Below are 21,633 nucleotides of genomic sequence, written 5' to 3' on the forward strand. Positions count from 1 at the left end.
CTCCGAAGACAGAGGTCAATCAGGCAGCCTACGCTATCCGCGCAGGCTTTGCTCGGCACCACCGCCATGCGGCATATCCATATGCATCCTGTTCCTTTGCCCGTGCTTGTATGGACGGCTAATTTGGGTCGCCATCCACCATGCCGGGGAACATGCCTTGCTCCAGCTGATCGCCGCCATACTTTCGTTGTTGCTGCTGGCCGGGATGTTCGGCAGCGGCCTGGATGACGACGCCGATGCGCCAGGGATGCCTGCTGAAAATCCCGGTGCCGCCCAGGATGGGATCGATTTCGGCGACTTGCCGCAAACGAATCCGTAGAAGCTCAACCCTGCGCGGCGGGAATCTCGAACACCTGGCGCAGGTATGCCACGTAGGCCAGGTCATCGCACATGTTCTTGCCCGGCGAGTCGCTCAGCTTGGCCACAGGCTGGCCGTTGCAGCGAATCATCTTGATCACGATGTTGAGCGGCATGGGACCGACATCGTTGGTGAGGTTGGTGCCGACACCGAAGGCCAGCAGGCAGCGCCCCCTGAAATGGGCGTACAGCTGCATCACCCGGGGGATGTCGAGGCCATCACTGAACACCAGCACCTTGTTGCGCGGGTCGACGCGATTGGCCTGGTAATGCGCCAGCACCTTCTCGCCCCACTCGAACGGGTCCCCGGAATCGTGGCGGGTGCCGTCGAACAGCTTGCAGAAATACATGTCGAAATCGCGCAGGAAGGCGTCGAGCCCGTATACGTCCGACAGGGCGATCCCCAGGTCGCCCCGGTACTCGCGCGCCCACGCCTCCAGCGCGGCCACCTGTGAATCGCGCAGACGTGGCCCCAGCGCCTGGTGCGCCTGCAGGTACTCGTGTGCCAGCGTACCCAGGGGGGTCAGGCCGAGCTTGCGTGCCAGCCAGACATTGCTGGTACCGGCCAGTTGCGCACCGAGCTCATCGCGCAAGGTGGTGACCACTTCCTCCTGCCAGATTCGCGAATGGCGCCTGCGCGTGCCGTAGTCGGCGATCCGGCAGCCGGCATAATCCGGCGTGTCGCGCAGCAACACGATCTTGTCGCGCAGGCGCCGGCGTCCCGTGCCCAGATCCAGCCCGGCGCTGGTGCGACGGAAGTACACCTCGTTGATGATCGCCAGCAACGGCACCTCGAACATGATCGTGTGCAGCCACGGGCCACGGATGCGTATCTCGATCTCGCCCGGCGCCTCGGACGAGGGGCCGAGCTCCACATATTTCTCATTGAGCTGAAACAGGCCAAGGAAGTCGACGAAATCGCTCTTGATGAAACGCCAGCTGCGCAGGTAGTCCAGTTCATCCGTGCGGAAGCGCAACCGGCACAACGCCGCCAGCTCGGTGCGGATCTCGTCGATGCAGGACACCAGGTCGATGCCCGGAGTGCGGCACTTGAATCGGTATTCCACGTGGGCGGCCGGGTACTGGTGCAGCACCACCTGCATCATCGAGAACTTGTACAGGTCGGTATCGAGCAGCGATTCAATGATCATCGGCGAGCCAGGCGGGGAGGAAGTCCTGCACGCCCATTATCCATGCCGCGATGCATTCCTCCGATCGCGCAAGGCACACAAAATAAAACCCCACCGGCCAGGGGAGGACCGATGGGGTTTGTCAGGCGGCCTCCAGGGGAGGTAAGGCCGGCCCCTCAGCAACGCGGTGATTTGCGCCACTTCCTGTCGCCATCACGGCGATACGTGGGGTTAGTGTGTCCTCGTCCCTGTGAGTTCAACGTGCACGCCGGATTGCGTTCAGCGGGGCGACAGGGAAGCGCATCCTCGCCGGATCGCCGCGAGCGGATGCAGGCGCGGCCACTGGCATACACTGCATCACGTCCTTGCGGAAACCCCTTGATATCCGGAGCGTTTGATGAAGCTGATCAGCGGATGCCTGCTTACCCTTAGTCTGCTGGTACTCGACACTCTGTCACCGCTCCGGGCCGGCGAACTGACCCTCGAGCTGGGCCATGGAACCGTCCACTGGTCGACCGCCGCGCTGCTGGCGCGTCCCGATGTGCGAATGGTCAGCGTGCCGGCCGACGTGGCGTTCAAGCGTCCGATGCGGTATCGGGCCGTGCCTCTGGCCGACCTGCTCCGTGGCATTGTGCCGACCGATCACCTGCAGTTCGTCGGTGCCGACGGCTTCGCCGCCGAGATTCCCGCCGCGCTGATCCTGAACCGGCATGGCAGCGAGGCCTGGCTGGCGATCGAGGAACCGGATCGACCCTGGCCCGCGCTGCCCGGCCAGCACGGCAGCGCCGCGCCGTTCTACGTCGTCTGGACCAAGCCGCAGGCCGCCGGAGTCGGCCCCGAGCAGTGGCCGTACCAGCTGGCCACGATCCGCAAACTCGACAGCATCGCCGCGCGCTTTCCGGCGATCCTGCCCGATCCCGCCGTACCCGCCGACAGCGCGATACGACAGGGTCTGGCCGTGTTCCAGCGCACCTGCTTTGCCTGTCACACGCTGAACGGCGCGGGCGACGCCAGGCTTGGGCCGGACCTGAACATCCCGCACAACCCCACAGAATATCTGCGTGCTGACCTGCTGCGGGCGTACGTGCGCAACCCGCAGTCGCTGCGCCTGTGGCCACAGGCGAAAATGCCGGGGTTCGACCGGCAAGCCTTGTCCGACGCCGATCTCGATGCCTTGCTGGCTTACCTGCGGCACATGGCCGGACGCAAGATCGAGCCCACCGTCAAGCACTGAACCGGGACAGCATCATGCTTGCCGCAGACATTCGCCAAGTCGCTGCCGCAGGTTTTGGCGCCGGCATGGGCGGCGGTCATTCGCGAGGGGCGGCGCTCGCCGTCGAACCCGTGCGCTGGCTGGAAGGCAGCAGCGCCTGCAGATCGCCGTCGCGCCGCGCCTTCGGCTCCCGCGCCAGCGCGCGCACCTCGGCGTAGAACGCAGGCCAGTTGCGTTCCGCGCGCTGGAACAGCACGGCAAACGCCGGCGTCCACTCGTCATACAGGCCGAACGGCAGCAAGCGGGCGTTGTTGATCGGTTGTGTCACCCAGGCGTCATAGCGGTGGTCGCCGGGCCAGTGTTGCTGGCGCCAGCTTTCGTAGCGCGCGCGAAAAGCCGCGATCTCCCGCTCCTTGCCCGCGGCCATCGCCGCCTCGTCGACACCGCTCGCGTACAAGGTTTTCAGATGCTCGCGCAAATCCAGCACCAGCCGGGTGAAACCATCGTCCATCGCCTGGTTGTCGTCGTTCTGCGGTGACAGGCCGCGCGAAGCGCGCCAGGCGCGCAAGCCTTGCTGCTGGACGAAGGTGGCAAAGGATTCGTTGAACGAGGTGTCGCTTTTCACGTAGATCAACTGATGCGCCAGCTCATGGAAGATGGTGCCGGCCAGTTCGTCGTCGCCCCAGCGCAGCATGCTGGAAAGGATCGGGTCGGCGAACCACCCCAGGGTCGAATACGCCGGCACGCCGCCGATCCACACATCATCGCCATCTGCACGCAAACGGGCCGCGTCGGCCTGCGCCGCCGCCTCGCTGAACCAGCCGCGATAGGCCACGCAGCCGGCGATGGGGAAGCACTGCGGCACCGCCTGCACCGAGTAGCGCGGCGCGGCGAACACGTTCCACACCACGTAGGCACGATCCAGCTGCACATAGCCGGTGTAACTGCGATTGTCCGGCAACCCGAGTTGCCACGAGGCAAACCGGCGCGCCTGCAGCGCCAGCCGCAGGCGTGCAGCAAGCTCCGGATCGGTCCGCGGGTCGCGCAGCAGCTTGTCGATGGGGCGACGATGCGCGATCAACTCGCCCTGCCCGTGCACGGCCTGGGCGTAATAGCGAACACTGCTGCAGGCAGACAGGCAAAAGCTCATCGCCGCGATGGCGATGAGTCGAGGGAAAGCCATGAAGAATTGCGGTGGTCTGGGTCCGGACATGCCTCGATTGTGCACGAACCGGTGAATTTGCCGGGCTGCTCAGTGACGATGATCGTGATGGCCGCCCGATCCGTGCCCACCACCCCGGGAACCGCCGTGACTCGTCGAACCGTGCCCGCCACCACCGCCATGACCGCGGTAGGCGGACTGCCCGCGATAACCGCTCCCGTGGTAGTCGCGATAGCCATGGCCGCGGTAGCCGCGATAGCGCGAACCGCCATACCAGCCGCTGCTGATGCCGATGCTCACACCCGGCGCATAGCAGCAACCGTAATAGCCATAACCACCGTAGTAACCCGGGTAATAGCCGTCGTAGTAGCCCGGTGCGGCGTAATAAGGACTGGCGCTGCCATAGTAGGCATCACCGCCGTATCCCGAGCCGCGCACGTAGCTGTAGCCGGGATCGTAGTAGCAGCCCGACAAGGCCGCTGCTGCGATCGCCAGTGCGAAACAGGCAAGCTGTCGTTTCATGATCCACCTCCGCGGCGAATGACGGCCCTACGCTGGACCATGACGCTTGAACTCACCCTGAGCGGACGCCGCGCCGCAGTGCGCGTAAAGAGATGACAGCGCACCACACACAGGGTCGCACCGCATTCAGTCCTTGCGTTTGCTCTGCTCGTTGCGCTGCGCGGCCAGCACGGGGCCGTCGCCGCCACCACCCGACCCGGACACCGGCGGATGCAGGTCCGCGGCATTGGGCGCCGGATGCGACGGGTTGGCACCGGGCCAGCTTGGCCCGCGCTGATCCCGTTCGTGCTTGGCATCGAGCAGGGCCTGGATGTGGGCGACCGCCTCTTCCGGGCTGATATGCCGGATCGGTGCATCGTTCAAGACCGCAGGCTTGCGCGGCGCCGGCGCCAGCGTCTGCGCAGCGGGCTTGATCCGGATCCGGACGTTGTCGGCGACCGGCCGGGCCGTCGCCACCTTCTTCACTGCGGCTTTCTTCACTGCGACCTTCTTCGGGGCGGCCTTCTTCGGCGCCACTTTCCGGGCAGTCGGCTTTTTGGCCGCCGGCTTCTTCGCTACCGCCCGCTTTGTTGCGGTCTTTCTGGTTGCAGCTTTCCTGGCGACGGGTTTCCTTGCCACCTTCTTGCCGGACGTCGTCTTTTTTGCGACGGCCTTCTTTGTCGAGGCTTTTCTTGGCGCCGCCTTGCGCGATGCCGCTTTCTTCGCCGCCGGCTTCCTGGCAGCCGACTTCTTCACCGCCGCCTTGCGTGGCGCCGACTTGCCCGCGCTACCGGTCGATGCCTTGCTGGCCGATACTTTTTTCTTCGGCACAGCCTTTTTGGCTGGCGCCTTCTTTGCCGCGGACTTCTTCGCTGCCGACTTGCGTGTCATAGCCATGCGTTCGTTCTCCTGCGGTGAGCAAATGAAAACCGGCCCCAGTATGCGCGCCTTGGCGACATGCGGCATTACGCACTGCACGAACCGTTCATTGACCGGCGCGCGAGCCGGCCGGCTTTCGCGCAAGTTCGTCGCGGCGGATCAGAAGCCCGGATGCAACAAGGCATCGACGAAATGCGGCAGCACGCGATGGTTGACCAGGATGGTGAACAACACGCCGTAGGCAGCACCCCACAGATGGGCGCTGTGATTGACATTGCCTTGCCCGCGCCGGTCCATGTAGATCGAATAGGCCGTGTACAGCACCGCGTAGACTATCGCCGGCATCGGGATGACCAGCACGATGATCTGCTGCCATGGCGCAATCAGGATGTAAGCGAACAGCACCGCCGATACCGCACCGGACGCGCCCAGGCTGCGGTAGTTCGGGTTGTTGCGGTTCTTCAGGTAGGTCGGCAGGATCGAGATCACCAGCCCGCCGATGTAGAACAGCGCAAAGCCCAGCGTGCCGAGCATGCCGGTGAAGAACGGCTCCATCGCCCGCCCGAAGAAGAACAGCGTGAACATGTTGAACAGCAGGTGGCCGAGGTCGGCGTGCACCACGCCATAGGTCACCAGTCGGTGGTACTCGCGCTGGCGCGTGATGGCCGGCGGCCACAGGATCAGGTCGTTCATCAACCGACTGTTGTTGAACGCGATGAACGACACGATGGCGGTAATGGCGATGATGGCCAGGGTGATCGGCATGGACGGTTCCGCGGCGGACTGGCAAAGCTCGGCATCTTGGCGTGTCGAACCGGCCTTGTCGACCGGCAGCGCTTCGGCCTGGCGCTTATGCCGGACAGTTCGGTGGATATCGCCATGCCTCAGTGTCGCAATCGCCACCGCGGCTTTATCATCTGCCGCTTTGCACCGCCGCTTGCGGCCGGGTGAACCGCATGAGCCTGCTCCGTTACCTGCACCTGGACGTGTTCGCCGCCACCGCCGGCGGCGGCAATCACCTTGGCGTGGTGATCGGCGCGGACGCGTGGGGCACGGCGGCGATGCAGCGCTTTGCGCGCTGGACCGCCCTGGTCGAAACCACTTTCCTGCTGTCGCCCACCGACCCGCAGGCGAGCTATCGGGTACGCATCTTCACCCCGCACAAGGAGATCCCGTTCGCCGGCCACCCGAGCATCGGCAGCGCGCACGCCGCGCTGGAAACGGGACTGGCCAAACCCGTCGATGGCCTGCTGTGGCAGGAGTGCGACGCCGGCGTGCTGCCGATCCGGGTGGAAGGTCATGCCGACCGGCGTGAACTGCTGCTGCAATCACCCGGCGAACGGGTGCTACGCACCGGCCGCGATGCGCATCCGTTGTTGGCGGCGACGCTGGCCGGGATCGAGTGCGGCACGCTGCCGCCGGCCCTGGTCGACGGTGGACGGCGCTGGTGGCTGGCCGAGGTGGCGGACGAAGCCAGCCTGCGCGCGTGGCAACCCGATCATGCCGCCATCCTCGCGCTGGCACAGGCCAGCGACAGCATGGGCCTGTGCGCATTCGCACGTGCCGCACAGGGCGGGCGGCAACTGGTGGTGCGCGCGTTCCCGGCCGGCGTCGGCATCGTCGAGGACCCCGCTTCCGGCGCCGCCAACGGACTGATCGCCGCGTACATCGCCCATGCCGAGCCCGACGGCCCGCTGGCACGCGGCTACCAGGTCAGTCAGGGTCGCGAAATCGGTCACGACGCGCAATTGATCGTGCACATCGACGGCGACGCGATCTGGGTTGGTGGCCGCAGCCACACGGTGATCGACGGCAGCCTCGCCTGGTCGCCGTAGCAACCGGCAAGGCTAGTTGCGCTCGTCCAGATGCGCGCGCCTTGCCGCCACCAGCGACAGCGCCGACCAGTCCAGCTCCTCGTCGCCAGCGGCCAATGCTTCGAGCAGGCTGTCGCGCAGCACACCGGCGAACGGCAGCGGCACCCGCGCGGCCTCGGCCGCCGCCTGTGCCAGCCCCACATCCTTGAATCCCAGCGGCAGCGGGAAACCGGCCGGCTTGAAGCGCTGCTCGGCGATCAGCCTGCCGTAGCCCTGGTAGGCGGGTGCCGCGAACAAGGTGCTGGTCATCACCTCGAGGAAATCCGCCGCGCTGACCCCGTAGGCACGCGTGAGTGCGGTGGCCTCGGCCATGCTCTCGATCGCGCTGGCCAACATGAAGTTGCCGGCGATCTTGGCCACATTGGCCCGCTCCGGCGCCTCGCCTAGTGGCCACACCTTGCTGCCCATCGCCTCCAGCAGCGGCCGCACCTGTTCGACCAGCGCGGGCTTGCCCGCCACCAGGATGTTCAACTTCGCCGCCGCCGCCATGTCGGGACGGCCAAACACCGGCGCCGCCACGTAACCCAACCCGCGCCGCTCATGCTCGGCCATCAATTCCTGTGCCAGTGCCACCGAGATGGTGGCGTGGTTCACATGCACGGTACCGCGATCCATCGCATCCAGCAGGCCGCTGTCGAGTATCACCGCGCGGACCGCCTGATCATTCGCCAGCATGCTGCACAGCACATCGCCCTGCGCCGCGCGATCGGGGGTGGAGGCAACCTTGGCGCCCAGCGAGGCCAGCGGTTCGCAGGCCTTGGCCGAGCGGTTCCACACCGTGACCGCATGACCGGCCGCGACCAGGTTGCTGGCCATCGCGCTGCCCATCGCGCCCAGGCCGATGAATCCGACTTTCATGGAAGATTCCTCGTGACAGTCCGGTGCCCAGTGAAACACGCATGACGTTCATGATCCGCGAAACCCAGCGATCGACCGGGTCGGCAGGACACGGACACGCTGACGCGGAACCACAGGCGGCTTAAGCTCGGCTTACCGTGAATTGCCGGGAGCGCACACCGTGTTCCACCCATTGCATCGACTTGGCCGCGCGCTGGCCCGTTTCCTGTCGAAACCACGCAGCACGGACATGCATTTCGGCACTTCGGGCTTCGACCTGCTGCAGATATCGCTGAAACGCGCGGACGTGCTGCTGGTCGAAGGCAGCAGTCGCATCAGCAGCGTGATCAAATACGTCACCCAGTCGAGCTGGTCGCACGCGGCGCTGTACGTCGGCGACGCCCTGTCCGGCACGCATCCGGAACTCGGCGCCCACGTCCTGATCGAGGCCGACGTGGTCGAGGGGGTGCGGGCGCTGCCGCTGGAAGCGTATCGCGGGGCGCACACGCGAATCTGTCGACCCGTCGGTCTGCGCCCGGGCGACATCGAGCATTTGATCTGGCACGTCGAGCGCCGGCTCGGCCAGCGCTACGACATGCGCAATGTGATCGACCTGTTGCGCTACCTGTTGCCGGTGCCACCCGTGCCTGGACGCTGGCGCCGACGCCTGCTCGCGCTGGGCAGCGGCGATCCGACCCGGGCGATCTGTTCGTCACTGATCGCCGAGGCGTTCCACACCGTGCGCTACCCGATCCTGCCGGTGCTCGATCGCGACTACCGCGAATTGCGCGGCACCCACGGCGCGCGCAAGGAAATTCTGCATATCCGCAGCTCCAGACTGTTCGCGCCACGCGATTTCGATATCTCGCCGTACTTTCGCATCGTCAAGCCGATGATCGAACGCGGCTTCGACCCGCACCACCTGCGCTGGGCCATGCCGACGCCGCCCGGGCCGCATCAGCCGACCTTGCCGGAGAAACAGCCGTCAGTACCTTGAACATCCCCGCCCGATTCCGCCGCTGGCGGGTCAGCGCAGATTCGGCAGCGCGACCAGACATTTGTTCCGGCACAGATAGCGCTTGCCCAGCGCACCGCCGTCGTACAGATAGCCGGCACCACCAGCGAAAATCTCCCATCGGTACAGATGGCTGGCGAGTTGGATCGAACCGCGGTAACTGCACGGCATGATGATCGCCTGATCATGGAATTCGACCGTGTCCACCTCGTCGGCCAGCGCAAAATAGTTCGCGACATCAGCCCGGGAGAGCGTCAGCGACGCGCAGATGTCGTAGTCCGGACGCGTCCGGTCGATTTGCCGGGACAGGGAGACCACTGTCATCCGGGCGGGTTCGCGAACAGGCGAGCACGCGATCAGCGAACCCGCCAGCAGCATCGCAAGCACACCAGATGATCGGCTCATGGCATCGGTTCCGCAGCACGAGGGGTTGCCACAACAGCGACCACGCATGCTACGCCACCTCGCCTGCCGCCCGCCCCGACGCCCAAGCCCACTGGAAGTTGTAGCCGCCCAACCAGCCGGTGACGTCGACCACTTCGCCGATGAAGTACAGGCCACGCACGAGTTTCGACTGCATGGTGGTGGAGGACAGGCCGTCGGTATCGACGCCGCCCAGGGTCACCTCGGCGGTGCGGTAGCCCTCGGTGCCGCTGGCGGTGACTGGCCAGGATTTGAGCTGAGCGCCGATCTGGCTGAGTTCGGCTTCGCGGTACTGGCGCATCGGGCGGCTGTCCAACCATTGCTCGCACAATCGCTGCGCCAGCCGTTTCGGCAACGCATCGCCGAGCACGGTCTTCAGTTCCGCCAGCGGGCGCGCATGACGCTGCCCGATCAGCCAGTCTCCCGCGTCCTGATCGGGCAGCAGGTCGATGCGCAGATCGGCTCCGGGCTGCCAGTACGAAGAGATCTGCAGGATGGCCGGACCGCTGAGGCCGCGATGGGTGAACAGCAGGCCCGCACGGAAGCCGCGCTTTCCCACCCGGGTTTCCACCAGCGGCAGCGCCACGCCGGCCAGGTCCCGGTAGTGCTCCTGGTGCTTGCCGCTGAGCGTCAACGGCACCAGGCCGGCGCGCGTGGGCAGCACGGCGTGGCCGAACTGGCGCGCCAGCTCGTAGCCGAAACCGCTGGCTCCCATGCTGGGAATCGACAGCCCACCGCTGGCGACCACCAGCGATGCGGCATGCACTTCGCCGCGCGCGGTGTGAACGCTGAACCCCTCCGGCGTCTTGCGCACGCGCTGCACGCCGCAGTTCGCCTCCACGCTGACGCCGGCCGCGGCGCATTCGTCCAGCAGCATGCGCACGATCAGTTTCGACGAGTCGTCGCAGAACAGCTGGCCCAGTTCCTTCTCGTGATACGCGATGCGGTGCTTCTCGACCAGGGCGATGAAGTCCCACGGCGTATAGCGCGCCAGCGCCGACGTGGCGAAGTGCGGGTTGGCGGACAGGTATTGCGCGGGGGTGACGCCAAGATTGGTGAAATTGCAGCGCCCGCCGCCGGACATCAGGATCTTCTTGCCGACCTTGTTGGCGTGATCCACCACCAGCACGTGGCGACCGCGCTGGCCGGCGGCAATCGCGCACATCAGCCCGGCAGCGCCGGCACCGATGATCAGCACGTCCGTTTTCAAGAACTCACCATGGTTACGCCGCTTTGCTTTTGCTCGTCATCCCGGCGCAAGCCGGAATCCAGTGCCTCATTGGCGGCAAGGCGCTGGATCCCGGCTTGCGCCGGGATGACGAAGAGGGAATTTGCACATTATCGCCCAGCCGCATCGCTTACACTGCAGTCCTCTGTTTCCAGCGAGTCGCGACCATGCCTTCCTTCGACGTGATCTCCGAAGTCGACAAGCACGAGCTGACCAATGCGGTCGACCAGGCCAACCGCGAGCTGTCGAACCGTTTCGACTTCAAGGGCCAGGACGCCTCCTACACGCTGGACGAGTTCGTGATCAGCCAGGCCGCACCCAGCGAATTCCAGCTGCAGCAGATGCTCGACATCCTGCGTGCCCGGCTGGTGGCGCGCAAGATAGACATCCGCGCGCTCGACGTCGGCGATCCGGAAACCAACCTGGGCGGCTCGCGCCAGAAGATCACCGTCAAGCAAGGCATCGAGCAGCCGGTGGCGAAGAAGCTGGTGGCCGCATTGAAAGCGGCGAAGCTCAAGGTCGAGGCGCAGATCAACGGCGACAAGCTGCGCGTCAGCGGCAAGAAGCGCGACGACCTGCAGGAGGCGATGGCCGTGCTGCGCAAGGCCGACGTGGAGCTGCCGCTGCAGTTCGACAATTTCCGCGACTGAGTGCCTGCGCTGTCCCGCAGTGTGGGCACGGTCCGCCGCTTTGCGTTGAGGCACGAGACAAAAGCAGGACTCGGCGAGCAGTGCCCGCCCTACAACTGCTGCGCGATCTCAACCACGGAATCCCGGTGCTGCCTTGATTTCCCTGCGGCTTGTCACTGCGGCGTGCTGATGTCGTACCGCTTCGCCAACGCCTGGAAGCGCGGATCGCCGCGCAGCGACAGATACGTCGGGTTGGTGGCGAAGTCGGTGCAGCTCTGTGGCGAGGGGTCGCAGGATTTCTTGAGCAGATCCAGTGCCATGTCCTTGTCACCCAGCACCAGATAAACCTGCATCAGGTCGTACAGGGACTGAGGGTCGAGGCTGGGCTGTCGATGCAGTGCATCCGCTGCTGCCCGTGCCTGTGCGTGCAGTTTCGGCTCCAGCACAGACTGGTAGGCGAGCTTGCCGGCCGCGGCCAGTTGCCTATCCAATGGCGTGGTTGGCTGGATCAGATCGAAGGCATGCACCGCATCCTGATCGCGATGCAACAGCGCGTAGTTCATGGCGAGGTTGAACGCGGTATCGGCGATGTGGGGTGTCAGCCGCAGCAGGGCCTGCGAGGCCGATAATGCCTGCTGGTACTCGCCCAGATTCAGATAATTGGTGGCCAGATTGTTTTGCGCGGTGGCGTTCTGCGGATCCAATTGTGCCGCTTTCAGAGTTTCCGCCAAGGCTTGCTTGAGCGGCAGCACGAGTGCGTAATCCAGGCGGGCGATCGCATTGCTGGGGTCGATTCGGAGTGCGCGTTCGTAACCGGCTTTGGCCTTGGCCACGTTTCCCTCAGTCGAATCGGCGCTGGCCAGCGCGATGATCGCATCGACGTTGTCCGGATCCAGCGCCAGCGCCTTGCCGGCTTCCGCGCGTACCTTGGGCAGGACTTCCTGCAAGGTCAGGGTTGAGAACTGGGTCAGGTCGTACAACGCACGCGCCAGCCCGGCATGCGCCGCGGCATAGTTCGGATCCAGCGCGATGGCCTGTTCGAAATCCCTGCGCGCGGCTTCGTAGTCGGCAGCCGCGCGACTATTCATGGACGCCAGCCCTTTCAGCACCAGATCGTGCGCCTGTGGATCGACGGCCTGTGTGGCATGTGTGGCGGCGAGCTTGACCTTCAGCGCCGCGGCGATGGCCTGCGAAATGTGGTCCTGCACGGCAAAGATGTTCTTCAGCGAGTCGTCGTAATGCTGCGCCCAGATTTCGTAACCGGTGCGGGTATCCACCAGTTCCGCGGAAACGCGCACGGTGTCGTTGTCGCGCTGGATACTGCCGTGCAGCAGGTTGGCCACGTTCAGCGCCTGGCCGATGTCGACGGCCGTCTGTTTGCTTTCGCGGTACTTCGAGGCGGTATCCCAGGCGATCACCCGCAGCTCAGTGTTCTGGCCCAGCGCGCTGGTCAGTTCCTCGGTGATGCCGTCGCTGAAGTAATTCTGCCTGGCGTCGCCACTGCGATTGACGAACGGCAGCACCACCAGCGTGTCGGCGGGTGGGGCGAACGCCGTCGTGGTGGCGACCGCAGGAACATCCGCCGCCGATTTCGTGGCGGCGACTGCCACCGTATCCGCCGACGCGGTGGATGCCGCCGGCGTGGGGTGGTACATGAATTGTCGCCATGCCAGCGCCGCCACCGCCAGCACCAGTACGACGATGGTGAGGGTGTTGAGCTTGCGGCCGATCTGGTGCGTCGCCGCTTCCGATCGCGCTTCCACGGAATCCGCCGGTTCGGTGCGACGGATACCCTCGGGCGTCAGCTCGAACACCCAGGCCAGGATCACCGCAATCGGAAAACCGATCACCACCAGCAGCACGATCAAGCGCACCGACCAATCGGGAATATGGAAGAACGGGAAAACCTGGGTGGCGACCTGCACCAGCAGCCAGCCGGCGACCGCATAGGCGATCGCCACGCGATAGACGTGACGGCGCTTCAGCTCCTCGAAGAAACCGGGCTTTGCCATGCCGCCGCGTACCCCCTGATAGGCGTTGCCGGCCAGCGTGCCGGAGCAGACCCGCAAGATACCATCCACTGCAGCGCAGCGCAGCCGCGTGCCGGAATCAAGGATCTGCGGATGTGCCTTCCGCAGGGCTGGCACTGTCCTGCAACTGCACCTCAGGCTTTCGACAGCAGCCGGCCACCCATCGCGGCATTGACCCCGATCACCAGCGCCACCGCCAGCGCGTGCGTCAGCAGGTCGGTCGCCGCCGAATCGTAGGCGTGGCAGATTTCCAGCAGGCTCGCCGAAGCCGCCGCGCTGGCCAGGCCGATCATCACCGCAGTGAGCACCGGGCGCAGCGGGCAGGCGCGGCGCAGCATCAGGATCAGCAGCAGCGACAACGGCACCGAGAAGCTGATGATGAAGACCAGGCAATCCGCGGATTGATGCAGGGTGGCGATGCTGGTGTCCGGCGCCAGCCAGGTGCGCAGGCAACCCAGTCCACTGGCGCCGATCCATAGCAAGGCTCCGGGCAGCGGCACCCAGGCCCAGCCCGCGCGCCAGCCCGGTACACCAAGTGAAAACGCCACCCAGGCCGCGCTGATCGCCGTGATCACGGCGCCGAGCGCCGCCCATGCCAGGTCCGGCGCACCGCCCAGACGCCGCAGCATGCCGGCGTCGCCGTAGTGCATCAGCAGCGCGCCGGCGATCGCCACCACCAGCAGCAGCCAGCCGGCGGTGCGCAGCCATGGCGGCAGCAACCGGCGCACCGGCACCAGTTCGGTGCCGAGACGGCCGATCAATGCCTCATGCGATGGCAACTCGGACATGGCCTCAGGGATCTCCATGGAATCGTTCGCGCAGCGCCTTCAGTGCGCGATGCAGGTTCACTTTCAGCGCACCGGTGTTGCGCCCGGTCAATTCGGCGGCCTCGCTCAGCGAGCGTTCGCGCAGACCGAGCTGCTCGACCGCCTCGCGCTGTCCCGGCGGCAGTGTCCCGATGGCATCGTGCAGGCGTTGCGCGCGCTGCTCGCTTTCGGTGGCGGCGCTGGCGTCATCGGCATCCGGGTGGTTGTCGACCGCGACCTCGTCGTGCAATTCGCGGCGGTCGCGGCGACCGTGGCTGCGCAGCGCATCGATCGCCCGCCGATTGGCGATTGCGGTCACCCACGCATCATAGGATCGGCCGGGATCGTAGGTATGCCGCACGCGATGCACGGTAAGCAGGGTTTCCTGCACCACGTCATCGACGTGATCGAAAGCCACCCCCTGGCGCCGCGCCGCCGCACGGATCAGCGTGACCGAGTCGGCCAGCACCTTCTCGTAGGCGCGCCGGTCGCCAGCCTGCGCAGCAGCCATCCACGCCGCCCGACGCTGGTCGGGCGTTTCGCTGCTGCTGGCGGCGACGGATTCGGCTGGCATGGTCCGGAACAGACTCACCCTGCGGGGAAGTCCACTATCTAGACCCATGAACCCGGTGGCGGTCAAGGCTTGCGACATGGCGGCTCGAACAGATGCGCTGCAAAGGGGTACGTTGGGTCTTCGCTGCATCTGCGCCGCGGGTTACTTCGTGGAAACAGGTAACCGCCGCGCCAGCGACGGCGAATAGCCAGACAACCTCCCGCGGACAAAAGCCCATGCTCGTGTTGATCCTCGCCTACCTCGGTGGCGTCCTGACCATCCTCAGCCCCTGCATCCTGCCGGTGCTGCCGTTCGTGTTCGCCCGTTCGGACAAGCCGTTCATGCGCAACGGCCTGCCGATGCTGCTGGGCATGGCGATCACCTTTGCCGCCGTGGCCACCCTGGCTGCCGTCGGCGGCGGCTGGGCCGTGCACGCCAATCAATACGGTCGCTACGTGGCGATGGTGGTGCTGGCCTTCCTCGGCCTGACCCTGCTGTCGACCCATCTGGCCGAATGGATCAGCCGTCCGTTCGTGGCGCTGGGCAACCGGCTGTCGAACCGGGCCGCCGGCGATGGCGATTCGATCTGGGGCGCGGCTGGTCTCGGTGTTGCCACCGGCCTGCTGTGGGCACCGTGCGCCGGGCCGATCCTCGGCCTGCTGCTGACCGGCGCGGCGTTGAACGGCGCCAGCGTGCAGACCACCCTGCTGCTGCTCACCTACGCCGCCGGCGCGGCGACCTCGCTGGGGCTGGCCCTGCTCATCGGCGGCAAGGTGTTCGGCCTGATGAAGCGCTCGCTCGGCGCCGGCGAATGGGTGCGCCGCGCCCTTGGCGTGCTGGTGCTGTGCGGCGTGGCAGCGATCGGGCTGGGCCTGGATACCGGCCTGCTCACGCGGGTGTCCCTGGCCAGCACCGGCGGCATCGAGCAGAAGCTGATCAATGCCGTGCGCCCGGCGCCGGCGCCACAGCCGGTGCTGAAGGCCGGCGATCCGCTGCCGGTGGAAGGCGAATTTCCCTCGCTGGCCGGTGCCACCGGCTGGCTCAACAGCAAGCCGCTGACCGTGGAGTCCCTGCGCGGCAAGGTGGTGCTGGTCGACTTCTGGACCTACTCCTGCATCAACTGCATCCGCACCCTGCCGTATGTGCGCGGCTGGTACGACAAGTACAGGGATCACGGCCTGGTGATCATCGGCGTGCACGCGCCGGAGTTCGCGTTCGAGAAGAATCCAGACAACGTGGCGAAGGCCGTGAAGGACCTTGGCGTCGATTACCCGGTGGCGCTGGACAACGACTACGCGATCTGGAAAGGCTTCAACAACGAATACTGGCCGGCACACTATTTCATCGACGCGCAGGGCCGGATCCGCAGCCACCATTTCGGCGAAGGCGATTATCACGAAAGCGAGGACGTCATCCGCCAGCTGCTGACCGAAGCTGGCCAGAAGAACCTGCCCGGCGGCTACGTCAACGACGATCACCACGGTGTCGAGGCGGCTTCGTCCGGCGATCCCACCCGCTCGCCGGAGACCTATGTGGGCTATGCCCGCGCACAGAACTTCGCCGGCGGCAAGGTCGCCCACGACGATGCTTGGGACTACCACGCGCCGAACGCGTACAGCACCAACCAGTGGTCGCTGGACGGTCGCTGGACGGTGCACGACGAGTACGCCGGACTCGACCATGCCGGCGGCAGCATCACTTATCGCTTCCGCGGTCGCGACCTGCACCTGGTGCTCGGCCCCGGCAGCGACGGCAAGCCCGTGCGCTTCCGCGTCACCATCGACGGCAAGCCACCCGGCGCCGACCACGGCATGGATACCGACGCCGACGGCAATGGCACGGTCGACAGCCAGCGGCTCTACCAGCTGGTGCGCCAGGCCAACGGCACCGGCGAGCGGCTGTTCGAAATCACCTTCCTCGACCCGGGCGTGCGGGCATACGCCTTCACCTTTGGTTGATCCCCACTCCAGTCTCCACGGAGGTTGCCATGTCACGTATTGAAGAAACCCTCGCGATGGATCGCCGCCGCTTCCTGCGCGCCTCGCTGGCCGGCGGCGCGGCCTTGTTGACGGGCGCCGGCCTGCTCGGACCGCGCCTCCACGCTGCCGCCAACACGCCAGTGGGCAAGCCCGGCAAGGTGCTGCTGGAAATTTTCGGCGACGATGGACGCGACCTGGGTGCGCGCGAAGTGCCCCGTCTGGTGCTGACCGATGCACAGTGGCGACAGCGATTGTCGCCGGCGTCCTTCGACATCATGCGCCGCGAAGGTACCGAGCGGGCTTTCAGTGGCGATCACGAACGGCCAACCGCGCCCGGCCTGTTCCGTTGCGTGGCGTGCGCCACGGCACTGTACGCCGCCGCCACCGAGTTCGACTCGGGTACCGGCTGGCCCAGCTTCTGGCAGCCGATTTCCCGGCGCAACGTGATCGAGAGCAACGATGACATGTTCGGGATGACGCGCACCGCGATCAGCTGCGCCGGTTGCGACAGCCACCTCGGCCATGTGTTCGACGATGGCCCGCGCCCCACCGGACTGCGCTATTGCATGAACTCGGTGGCGCTGCGCTTCGTGGCCTACACCAGCGCCTGAACCATCCGGGCGATGTATCGCAGATAACTTGCCCCGGCCGACGTGACAACATCGTCACACCGGCCGGCGCATATACTGCAGACGACATCCACCCGTTGGAGATCGCCTGCATGAATCGCTTCAGCCGATCCGCTCTCGCATCACTGTTGCTGGCATCCATGTCATTCGCACTGCCCGCTCTCGCACACGCCGCCGATGCCTACGTCACCGGCAACGTCAACATGCGGGCCGGCCCGGACAGCAGCTACCCACTGATCGACCAGCTCCCCGCCGGTACTGCCGTCGACGTGCAGGGCTGCACCGACGGTTGGGAGTGGTGCGACGTGATTTCCTATGACAACCGCGGCTGGGTCGCGGGCAATTTCATCGAATATCTGTATCAGGATCAGCCGGTATTGCTGCCTTCCTACGGAGCACGCATCGGCATCCCGATCGTCTCGTTCGTGATCGGCACCTACTGGGACAGCTACTATCGCAGTCGGCCGTTCTACCGTCAGCGTACCGTGTGGTATCAGCGTCCCTATGTACGGCGACCGCCGCCGCGCCCGTTGTCGCATCCCTATCGCGGGCCGATCCGCGGCGGGCATGGCCCGGCTCGCCCGGCTCCGGGGATGAATCCCGGACACGGCGTGCGCCCCGTACCCGGCAATCGCCCGAGCCCCTCGCGTCCGTCGCAGGGCAATCGTCCGCCGCCGCGTCCGGAGAATGGCAGGCCGCAGCCGAATCCCGGCAACCGGCCTCAACCTGGCGACCGACCATCGCCAAACCAGCCAGACGTCGGCAGGCCGCCGGCAATGACACGCCCCGCGCAGAACAGCCGCCCGATGCAGAACAATCGTCCGGCTACCCAGTCCCGGCCATCAGGCGAGCGGACAAACCACGGCAATGCCAAGCCCAAGCCTGAGGATGACAAGAAAAAGGAACACGGCAACTGAGCGAACGACAAGGCATCACTTCAAAGGCGGGGCGAACGCAGGATCGTCCCGCCTTTTTGCTGCGTTACCCTATGGCCTGGTCTGGCTCAAGGTGATTGCACATGCGTCGATTGGCACTGCTTGCGGCACTGGCGCTCGGCTTCGTCATGACATCGGCGATCGCCGCGGATGACCTCACGCAGCTGGGCATGATTGACCAGCAGGTTGGAACCGGCGCAGTCGCCCGCACAGGCAGGCAGGTCGAAGTCAACTACACCGGCTGGCTGTACGACGCCAGGGCGAAGGACCATCGCGGCGCGAAGATCGACAGCTCCTACGATCGCCACCAGGCGATCTCGTTCGTCCTCGGCGAACACAAGGTCATCGCAGGCTGGGACAAGGGCATCAAGGGCATGCGCGTCGGCGGCAGCCGCACCTTGCTGATACCGTCCCGGCTGGCCTATGGCGGTCGTCGCGTGGGCAAGCTGGTGCCGCCACACGCGCCCCTGGTATTCGACATCGAACTCGTCGCCGTGCATTGAGCACCCCGCAAACCGATGCCGTGCGCAGTTGCCGCTGCATCCGGTTGAGCGCCCCTGACCGTTGCGTGTCGCCGATGCAGCATCGGAACGGTTCGTTCGCCTTGGATTCGGCCAGGACCACCGCCATCTGCTGACCATGGCGCATGCTGCGCGCGCCGCCTCGGAGTCTGTCATGAATGCACCAATGGCTGTCCCCTGCCCACATTGCGGGGCGCTCAACCGGGTCCCGGCCGAACGGATCGGCGAACACCCGAGTTGCGGCCGCTGCCGTCGGATGCTGTTCGACGGACACCCGGTCGAACTGACCGCGGCGAACTTCGACGCGATTGCCGGGCGCGGCGACCTGCCCGTGCTGGTGGATTTCTGGGCACCGTGGTGCGGCCCCTGCGTCGGCTTCGCACCCGTGTTCGCCCAGGCCGCCGGCAAATTCGAACCCCGTTTGCGGCTGGCGAAACTCGACACCGAGGCGCAGCCGCAGGTGGCACAGCGGTTCAACATCCGCAGCATCCCGACCCTGATCCTGTTCCGGCAGGGACACGAGATCGCGCGGCAGTCCGGCGCGCTGAACGCGACGCAGCTGCAGCAGTTCGTCGATGGGGTGCTGGCCCACGGCTGATTCGTGTCAGCGCTTGTCGGCAGGCCCCACGCCTGCTGACTGCCAGTGCAGCCAGTCGATCACCGCAGCCACCGCCGCGCGCGGCCTGGCCGGCGGCCGCACGATCCAGTACGAGGTTCCCAGCGGCACGATGAGTTCGCCGAACGGACGCAACAGACTGCCGTTCGCCACGTCGTCTGCCGCCAACCGGTAGCGCGCCAGAGCCACGCCCTGCCCCTGCATCGCCGCGCGCAGCACCAGGTCGGACGAGGTGTAGCGCGCACCACCCTGCAATGCGAGTTTCGCCGGGCCATGCAGCTGTCGCCATGACTCCCACGTGGCCTGCGGATCACGATCATGCAGCAGTCGCAAGCCGGCCAGCTGCGCCGGCCGGGATGGACGTCCGGACGTCTGCCACAGCGCCGGGCTCAGCACCGGATACAGCGCGTCGTCCATCAGCGCCTCGGCATGCAGTTGCGGCCACGGTCCCGGGCCCATGCGGATGGCCAGATCGATGCGCCCATCGTCCAGCGCATCCAGGCGTTGCTCCACCTGCACCGACAGTTCGATCTTCGGATGCGCCTTCTCCAGCGCCGGCAGCCGCGGCAACAGCCAGCGGATTGCAAACGACGGCGAGGTGGACAAGGTCACCGCGTGCGTCGGACGGGTCTCGCGCAGCGCCGCCGCCACCTGCTCGATCTCGCGCAGACCGGCCACGGCGGCACGCCCCAGGGCCTCGCCCTGCGGCGTGAAAGTGAGCGGGCCACGCCCAGCCGAGCCATGCAGCAGCGGCACGCCGAGCCAGCGATCCAGCTCGCCCAGATGGCGGCTCACCGACGAGTGCGCCATGCCCAGTTCGCGTGCCGCCGCGCGCACGCCGCGATGGGTATAGACCATCGCGAACGCGCGTAAGGCATTCAGAGGCAATTCTTTCATGGTCGGAATTCTAGACCATTGATGCACCGGCGCGGACCACGGATCGCCAGGATCATGCAACTCGTCCGTTCGTCGCCACAGGAGCCCACCACGTGCATCAATTACTCGCCATCGGCGGCCTGCTCTTTGTGGCCGCGATCACGCCCGGCCCGAACAATCTGGTGGTGTTACGTACCGCGGAGCGTGCCGGCATGCGCGCGACGCTGCCGGCGATCGTCGGCATCGTGCTTGGCGGCCTGTTGCTGCTAGGCGTGGCGGCGCTGGGCGCGGGCGTGGCGTTCGCGACGCATCCGTCGCTGCGGTGGTGGCTCGCGGCGATCGGCTCGTTGTACCTGGCCTGGCTTGGCTTGCTGCTGTTTGCGAGCGGCATCGCACCGCGTGCCGGTACGGGCCATTCGATGTTGCCGGACGGCGTGCCGGGCCTGATCGGCTTCCAGTTCCTCAACCCCAAGAGCTGGGTGATGGTCCTGACCGTACTGGCCGCCTTTCCCGTCCCCGGTCTGCGCGGCTACCTGTCCCTGGCCGGGCTGTTCGTGCTGATTCCCGGCGTGTGCCTGCTGCTGTGGGCATGGCTTGGCGCATGGCTGTCGCGCTGGCTGGCGCGGCCACGGGCCCGTCGCGGCATCGACATGCTGATGGGTGCGCTTCTGGTCGGCTGTGCTTTCCTGCTGCTGCCCGACTCACGATTTCCTCTCACCCTGGAGATACCCCTGTGACGCTCTTCCATGAAAATCCGGTCCGTCGCGTGCTGTGCCTGGCCGGCAGCCTGCGCCGCGATTCGTACAATCGCCGCCTGTTGCGTGCGGCCGCTGCACAGGCCCCGGCATCACTGCGCCTGGACGTCCATGACGGACTGTCCGCGGTGCCGCTGTTCAACGAAGACCTGGAATCATCTGCCCCGACCGGAGTGCTGGCTCTGCGTGAGGCGATCGTTGCCGCCGACGGGCTGATCATCGCCACGCCCGAATACAACCAGGCGATCCCCGGCGTCCTGAAGAACGCACTGGACTGGCTGTCACGCGAGAGCCTCGTGGGCGAAGTGCTGTCGGGAAAACCGGTGGCCGTGCTCGGCATCAGCAGCGGTCCGTGGGGCACCCGGCTGGCACAGGCATCGCTGCGGCAGGTGCTGCACACCTGCGGCGCACTGGTGATGCCGGCACCAGGCCTGTTCGTTGCCAACGCGGCCATGCGCTTTGACGACGACGGTACGCTGGTCGATCCTGCCGTCATCCGGTCGCTGCAGAACTTCATGCTGGCATTCGAGCAATGGCTGCAACGCATGGCCCCGCCGATCGTCGACCTGGAATCCACGCTGCGGGCCCCGGCCTGATCGACACCGCCACCCATGCCTTTATGCACACTCCCGCCGCGGCGCGGACGGTTAGGCTTGCAGGCTTCCCCGTCCCGCAAGGAACCGAT

24 protein-coding genes are annotated in these 21,633 nt (G+C 66.1%); 12 read left to right on the forward strand and 12 right to left on the reverse strand.

Annotated elements, in window-relative coordinates:
• Positions 1–157: 157 nt before the first annotated feature.
• Positions 158–319 (forward strand): hypothetical protein, encoded by a 162-nt coding sequence (locus B0E47_RS17070; RefSeq protein WP_168171084.1) that lies wholly within the window; start codon positions 158–160, stop codon positions 317–319.
• Between the two features lie 4 nt (positions 320–323).
• Here B0E47_RS17070 and pncB read toward each other — a convergent pair whose 3' ends face one another.
• A complete protein-coding gene (pncB, locus tag B0E47_RS15465) occupies positions 324–1,508 on the reverse strand; it encodes a nicotinate phosphoribosyltransferase (RefSeq protein ID WP_077515153.1) in 1,185 nt (394 codons plus the stop codon).
• A gap of 376 nt (positions 1,509–1,884) precedes the next feature.
• Between pncB and B0E47_RS15470 the strand changes: the two genes are divergently transcribed.
• Complete coding sequence (locus tag B0E47_RS15470) at positions 1,885–2,721, forward strand: cytochrome c (RefSeq protein ID WP_077515401.1); 837 nt, start codon at positions 1,885–1,887, stop codon at positions 2,719–2,721.
• A gap of 76 nt (positions 2,722–2,797) precedes the next feature.
• On the opposite strand, the gene B0E47_RS15475 is transcribed toward B0E47_RS15470, so the two are convergent.
• The 4 genes from B0E47_RS15475 to B0E47_RS15490 form a co-directional block, all read right to left on the reverse strand.
• Complete coding sequence (locus tag B0E47_RS15475; RefSeq protein WP_254422963.1) at positions 2,798–3,883, reverse strand: aminopeptidase; 1,086 nt, start codon at positions 3,881–3,883, stop codon at positions 2,798–2,800.
• A gap of 69 nt (positions 3,884–3,952) precedes the next feature.
• Positions 3,953–4,384, reverse strand: coding sequence for a hypothetical protein (locus tag B0E47_RS15480; protein WP_254422964.1), 432 nt, complete (start codon positions 4,382–4,384; stop codon positions 3,953–3,955).
• Between the two features lie 126 nt (positions 4,385–4,510).
• Entirely contained in the window at positions 4,511–5,329 is an 819-nt protein-coding gene (locus B0E47_RS15485; protein WP_077515155.1) for a histone H1-like repetitive region-containing protein, read from the reverse strand.
• A gap of 72 nt (positions 5,330–5,401) precedes the next feature.
• Entirely contained in the window at positions 5,402–6,007 is a 606-nt protein-coding gene (locus B0E47_RS15490; RefSeq protein WP_077515156.1) for a rhomboid family intramembrane serine protease, read from the reverse strand.
• A 191-nt stretch (positions 6,008–6,198) separates the two neighbouring features.
• Between B0E47_RS15490 and B0E47_RS15495 the strand changes: the two genes are divergently transcribed.
• Positions 6,199–7,077 carry a PhzF family phenazine biosynthesis protein gene (locus tag B0E47_RS15495; RefSeq protein WP_077515157.1) on the forward strand — a complete coding sequence of 293 codons (879 nt, stop codon included), beginning with the start codon at positions 6,199–6,201 and terminating at the stop codon, positions 7,075–7,077.
• A 12-nt stretch (positions 7,078–7,089) separates the two neighbouring features.
• On the opposite strand, the gene B0E47_RS15500 is transcribed toward B0E47_RS15495, so the two are convergent.
• Positions 7,090–8,013, reverse strand: coding sequence for an NAD(P)-dependent oxidoreductase (locus B0E47_RS15500; protein ID WP_256363543.1), 924 nt, complete (start codon positions 8,011–8,013; stop codon positions 7,090–7,092).
• A gap of 121 nt (positions 8,014–8,134) precedes the next feature.
• Between B0E47_RS15500 and B0E47_RS15505 the strand changes: the two genes are divergently transcribed.
• The gene (locus B0E47_RS15505) at positions 8,135–8,950 is read left to right on the forward strand and encodes a lipo-like protein (protein WP_139351483.1); all 816 of its coding nucleotides are present in this window, start codon (positions 8,135–8,137) and stop codon (positions 8,948–8,950) included.
• A gap of 30 nt (positions 8,951–8,980) precedes the next feature.
• Here the strand turns inward: B0E47_RS15505 and B0E47_RS15510 are convergent, their stop codons facing one another.
• Together B0E47_RS15510 and B0E47_RS15515 are read right to left on the reverse strand one after the other, a co-directional pair.
• Positions 8,981–9,373: a hypothetical protein gene (locus tag B0E47_RS15510; protein WP_139351484.1), complete on the reverse strand. Its 393-nt coding sequence runs from the start codon at positions 9,371–9,373 to the stop codon at positions 8,981–8,983.
• Positions 9,374–9,422: 49 nt separating this feature from the next.
• Positions 9,423–10,601: an NAD(P)/FAD-dependent oxidoreductase gene (locus tag B0E47_RS15515; protein ID WP_077515160.1), complete on the reverse strand. Its 1,179-nt coding sequence runs from the start codon at positions 10,599–10,601 to the stop codon at positions 9,423–9,425.
• A gap of 185 nt (positions 10,602–10,786) precedes the next feature.
• Here B0E47_RS15515 and B0E47_RS15520 point away from each other — a divergent pair, with 185 nt between their 5' ends.
• The gene (locus tag B0E47_RS15520) at positions 10,787–11,269 is read left to right on the forward strand and encodes a YajQ family cyclic di-GMP-binding protein (RefSeq protein WP_077515161.1); all 483 of its coding nucleotides are present in this window, start codon (positions 10,787–10,789) and stop codon (positions 11,267–11,269) included.
• 152 nt (positions 11,270–11,421) lie between these two features.
• Here the strand turns inward: B0E47_RS15520 and B0E47_RS17295 are convergent, their stop codons facing one another.
• The 3 genes from B0E47_RS17295 to B0E47_RS15535 form a co-directional block, all read right to left on the reverse strand.
• Entirely contained in the window at positions 11,422–13,317 is a 1,896-nt protein-coding gene (locus tag B0E47_RS17295; protein WP_254422965.1) for a tetratricopeptide repeat protein, read from the reverse strand.
• 95 nt (positions 13,318–13,412) lie between these two features.
• Positions 13,413–14,066, reverse strand: a complete 654-nt coding sequence (locus tag B0E47_RS15530) for an NrsF family protein (protein ID WP_077515162.1) — start codon at positions 14,064–14,066, stop codon at positions 13,413–13,415.
• Between the two features lie 4 nt (positions 14,067–14,070).
• A complete protein-coding gene (locus B0E47_RS15535; RefSeq protein ID WP_077515163.1) occupies positions 14,071–14,658 on the reverse strand; it encodes a sigma-70 family RNA polymerase sigma factor in 588 nt (195 codons plus the stop codon).
• A gap of 215 nt (positions 14,659–14,873) precedes the next feature.
• Here B0E47_RS15535 and B0E47_RS15540 point away from each other — a divergent pair, with 215 nt between their 5' ends.
• The 5 genes from B0E47_RS15540 to trxC all read left to right on the forward strand — a co-directional run bounded on the left by B0E47_RS15540 (position 14,874) and on the right by trxC (position 19,299).
• Complete coding sequence (locus B0E47_RS15540; RefSeq protein ID WP_077515164.1) at positions 14,874–16,595, forward strand: cytochrome c biogenesis protein DipZ; 1,722 nt, start codon at positions 14,874–14,876, stop codon at positions 16,593–16,595.
• Positions 16,596–16,624: 29 nt separating this feature from the next.
• The gene (gene msrB, locus B0E47_RS15545) at positions 16,625–17,227 is read left to right on the forward strand and encodes a peptide-methionine (R)-S-oxide reductase MsrB (RefSeq protein ID WP_077515165.1); all 603 of its coding nucleotides are present in this window, start codon (positions 16,625–16,627) and stop codon (positions 17,225–17,227) included.
• Positions 17,228–17,385: 158 nt separating this feature from the next.
• Positions 17,386–18,162: an SH3 domain-containing protein gene (locus B0E47_RS15550; protein ID WP_168171085.1), complete on the forward strand. Its 777-nt coding sequence runs from the start codon at positions 17,386–17,388 to the stop codon at positions 18,160–18,162.
• Between the two features lie 101 nt (positions 18,163–18,263).
• The gene (locus B0E47_RS15555; protein ID WP_077515167.1) at positions 18,264–18,683 is read left to right on the forward strand and encodes an FKBP-type peptidyl-prolyl cis-trans isomerase; all 420 of its coding nucleotides are present in this window, start codon (positions 18,264–18,266) and stop codon (positions 18,681–18,683) included.
• A gap of 172 nt (positions 18,684–18,855) precedes the next feature.
• The gene (gene trxC / locus B0E47_RS15560) at positions 18,856–19,299 is read left to right on the forward strand and encodes a thioredoxin TrxC (protein WP_077515404.1); all 444 of its coding nucleotides are present in this window, start codon (positions 18,856–18,858) and stop codon (positions 19,297–19,299) included.
• Positions 19,300–19,305: 6 nt separating this feature from the next.
• Here trxC and B0E47_RS15565 read toward each other — a convergent pair whose 3' ends face one another.
• On the reverse strand, positions 19,306–20,214 hold the full coding sequence (locus tag B0E47_RS15565; protein ID WP_077515168.1) for a LysR substrate-binding domain-containing protein: 909 nt from the start codon (positions 20,212–20,214) through the stop codon (positions 19,306–19,308).
• Positions 20,215–20,306: 92 nt separating this feature from the next.
• On the opposite strand from B0E47_RS15565, the gene B0E47_RS15570 reads away from it, so the two are divergent.
• Together B0E47_RS15570 and B0E47_RS15575 are read left to right on the forward strand one after the other, a co-directional pair.
• A complete protein-coding gene (locus B0E47_RS15570; RefSeq protein ID WP_077515169.1) occupies positions 20,307–20,930 on the forward strand; it encodes a LysE family transporter in 624 nt (207 codons plus the stop codon).
• Positions 20,927–21,544, forward strand: a complete 618-nt coding sequence (locus tag B0E47_RS15575) for an NADPH-dependent FMN reductase (RefSeq protein ID WP_077515170.1) — start codon at positions 20,927–20,929, stop codon at positions 21,542–21,544. Before B0E47_RS15570 ends, B0E47_RS15575 begins: the two co-directional genes overlap by 4 nt.
• Positions 21,545–21,633 lie beyond the last annotated feature (89 nt).

It is taken from the genome of Rhodanobacter sp. B05 (genome assembly GCF_002001085.1).
Lineage (GTDB): Bacteria > Pseudomonadota > Gammaproteobacteria > Xanthomonadales > Rhodanobacteraceae > Rhodanobacter.

Excerpts from the sequence above, each read along its gene's own strand:
- pncB (WP_077515153.1), bottom strand. The coding sequence starts at position 1,508 with ATGATCATTGAATCGCTGCTCGATACCGACCTGTACAAGTTCTCGATG.
- B0E47_RS15470 (WP_077515401.1), top strand. The coding sequence starts at position 1,885 with ATGAAGCTGATCAGCGGATGCCTGCTTACCCTTAGTCTGCTGGTACTC.
- B0E47_RS15475 (WP_254422963.1), bottom strand. The coding sequence starts at position 3,883 with ATGGCTTTCCCTCGACTCATCGCCATCGCGGCGATGAGCTTTTGCCTG.
- B0E47_RS15480 (WP_254422964.1), bottom strand. The coding sequence starts at position 4,384 with ATGAAACGACAGCTTGCCTGTTTCGCACTGGCGATCGCAGCAGCGGCC.
- B0E47_RS15485 (WP_077515155.1), bottom strand. The coding sequence starts at position 5,329 with ATGCCGCATGTCGCCAAGGCGCGCATACTGGGGCCGGTTTTCATTTGC.
- B0E47_RS15490 (WP_077515156.1), bottom strand. The coding sequence starts at position 6,007 with ATGCCGATCACCCTGGCCATCATCGCCATTACCGCCATCGTGTCGTTC.
- B0E47_RS15495 (WP_077515157.1), top strand. The coding sequence starts at position 6,199 with ATGAGCCTGCTCCGTTACCTGCACCTGGACGTGTTCGCCGCCACCGCC.
- B0E47_RS15510 (WP_139351484.1), bottom strand. The coding sequence starts at position 9,373 with ATGAGCCGATCATCTGGTGTGCTTGCGATGCTGCTGGCGGGTTCGCTG.
- B0E47_RS15520 (WP_077515161.1), top strand. The coding sequence starts at position 10,787 with ATGCCTTCCTTCGACGTGATCTCCGAAGTCGACAAGCACGAGCTGACC.
- B0E47_RS15530 (WP_077515162.1), bottom strand. The coding sequence starts at position 14,066 with ATGTCCGAGTTGCCATCGCATGAGGCATTGATCGGCCGTCTCGGCACC.
- B0E47_RS15535 (WP_077515163.1), bottom strand. The coding sequence starts at position 14,658 with ATGCCAGCCGAATCCGTCGCCGCCAGCAGCAGCGAAACGCCCGACCAG.
- B0E47_RS15540 (WP_077515164.1), top strand. The coding sequence starts at position 14,874 with ATGCTCGTGTTGATCCTCGCCTACCTCGGTGGCGTCCTGACCATCCTC.
- msrB (WP_077515165.1), top strand. The coding sequence starts at position 16,625 with ATGTCACGTATTGAAGAAACCCTCGCGATGGATCGCCGCCGCTTCCTG.
- B0E47_RS15550 (WP_168171085.1), top strand. The coding sequence starts at position 17,386 with ATGTCATTCGCACTGCCCGCTCTCGCACACGCCGCCGATGCCTACGTC.
- B0E47_RS15555 (WP_077515167.1), top strand. The coding sequence starts at position 18,264 with ATGCGTCGATTGGCACTGCTTGCGGCACTGGCGCTCGGCTTCGTCATG.
- trxC (WP_077515404.1), top strand. The coding sequence starts at position 18,856 with ATGAATGCACCAATGGCTGTCCCCTGCCCACATTGCGGGGCGCTCAAC.
- B0E47_RS15565 (WP_077515168.1), bottom strand. The coding sequence starts at position 20,214 with ATGAAAGAATTGCCTCTGAATGCCTTACGCGCGTTCGCGATGGTCTAT.